Origin of the sequence: Sandarakinorhabdus sp., from assembly GCF_032115815.1 — a bacterium.
In the GTDB taxonomy this organism is placed as follows: Bacteria; Pseudomonadota; Alphaproteobacteria; order Sphingomonadales; family Sphingomonadaceae; genus Sandarakinorhabdus.
In genome coordinates, this window is the sequence record NZ_JAUMBI010000048.1 from 1 (window position 1) to 1,845 (window position 1,845).

The 1,845-nt window shown below is 66.6% G+C and carries 1 protein-coding gene and 1 pseudogene; both read left to right on the plus strand.

Translation table 11 applies throughout. The annotated features are described in order from the left end of the window. Nucleotides 1-734: alpha/beta fold hydrolase (locus RT662_RS02600; RefSeq protein ID WP_313668919.1), on the plus strand; the 734-nt coding region annotated here is incomplete at its 5' end. A 78-nt stretch (nt 735-812) separates the two neighbouring features. Further along, a pseudogene (locus tag RT662_RS02605) lies at nt 813-1,845 on the plus strand (acetyl-CoA C-acyltransferase); the annotation flags it as partial.

The window sequence follows — 1,845 nt, forward strand, 5'->3', positions numbered from 1 at the left end:
TGCCCGGGCGCAGCCTGATGGCGCACCTCGAATCGGCCGGCCTCAATCCGCTGATCATCGATTGGGGCGACGCGCCGGAGCCACTTGGCCTTGCATCCCTGGTCAGCGAACGCTTGGCGCCGCTGGTGAACAGTTTGGAGCAACCCGTTGCCCTGCTGGGCTATTGCCTTGGCGGCACGTTGGCGTTGGCGCTTGCGGCCCAAGCCCCGATCACCCGCCTCGCGCTGATCGCGACGCCGTGGAACTTCGCGGGCTATGGCGAAGGCCAGCGCGCCGCGCTGGCCCAGTGGTGGGCCAGCGCCGCGCCGATGGCGAAGGCGATGGGGCAACTGCCGATCGATCTGCTGCAACCGGCGTTCTGGTCGCTCGATCCCGACGGATTGGCGGCCAAATATGTGCGACTCGCCACGACCAATGCCCATGATGTGGCGGATTTCGTGCGGTTGGAGGATTGGGCCAATGGCGGCACCCCGCTCAGCCTGGCCGCTGCGCAGGATCTGGCCGCGCTCTATGCCAATGGCCAATGGAACGGTGTGGACGCCGCCGCCATCACCGCGCCGATCATGGATATCATCGCCGGCGCCGATCGCATCGTGCCACCGGGCGCAGCCGTGTCCACGCTGGGCATCGGCACCGCGCTGCGCCTCGATGCCGGTCATGTCGGCATGGTCGTTGGCCGCCGTGCGCCGCAGTTGCTGTGGCAACCGCTGGCTGAATTCATGGGCGCTGCGTGATGGTGCAGCGCCGCAAACCGGCTTAGTCTGCGAAAAACGACTCGCTGTCTCAGGGGAATATCCATGACCAACATCGTCATCACCGCCGCTCGCCGTACCGCCGTTGGCAGTTTCATGGGCAGTTTCGGCAGCACGCCGGCGCATCTGCTCGGCAAGGCCGCCATCGAAGCGGCGCTGGCTGATGCCGGCGTGGGCGCGAATGAGGTGAGCGAAGTCATTCTGGGCCAGGTGCTCACCGCGGCACAAGGCCAGAACCCGGCGCGGCAAGCGGCGATGGCCGCCGGCATCGCGATGGAAGCGCCGGCCTATGGTGTGAACCAGGTCTGCGGTTCCGGCCTGCGCGCCGTGGCGATGGCGGCGCAGGCGATTGCCAATGGTGATGCCGGCATCGTGGTCGCCGGCGGCCAGGAATCGATGAGCCTTTCCACCCACGCCCAAGCCCTGCGTTCGGGTCAGAAGATGGGGCACATGGAACTGGTTGATACCATGATCAAGGATGGCCTTTGGGATGCATTCAACGGCTATCACATGGGAATCACGGCCGAAAACGTGGCGGAAATGTACCAGATCAGCCGCTCCGCGCAGGATGATTTCGCCGTTGCCAGCCAGAACAAGGCCAGCGCCGCCCGCGCCGCCGGGCGCTTCGCCGCGGAAATCGCGCCCGTCACCATCAAGGGCCGCAAGGGCGACGTGGTGGTGGATACCGATGAATATATCCGCGATGGCGTGACGCTGGACAGTGTTTCGGGCCTGCGCGGCGCCTTCAAGAAAGACGGCACCGTCACGGCCGCCAACGCATCGGGCCTCAACGACGGCGCCGCCGTGCTGGTGCTGATGAGCGAAGAAGAAGCCAATCGCCGCGGTGCCCCCATCCTCGGGCGCATCGCCGGTTTTGCCAGCGTTGGCGTCGATCCCGCCGTGATGGGCATCGGCCCGGTGCCGGCCAGTCGCAAGGCGCTGGCCAAGGCAGGCTGGAGCGTGGCTGATCTCGATCTGGTGGAAGCCAACGAAGCGTTCGCGGCGCAGGCGCTCGCCGTCGGCCAGGAACTCGGCCTTGATCCCACCAAGCTCAACGTCAACGGCGGCGCGATTGCCATCGGCCACCCGATCG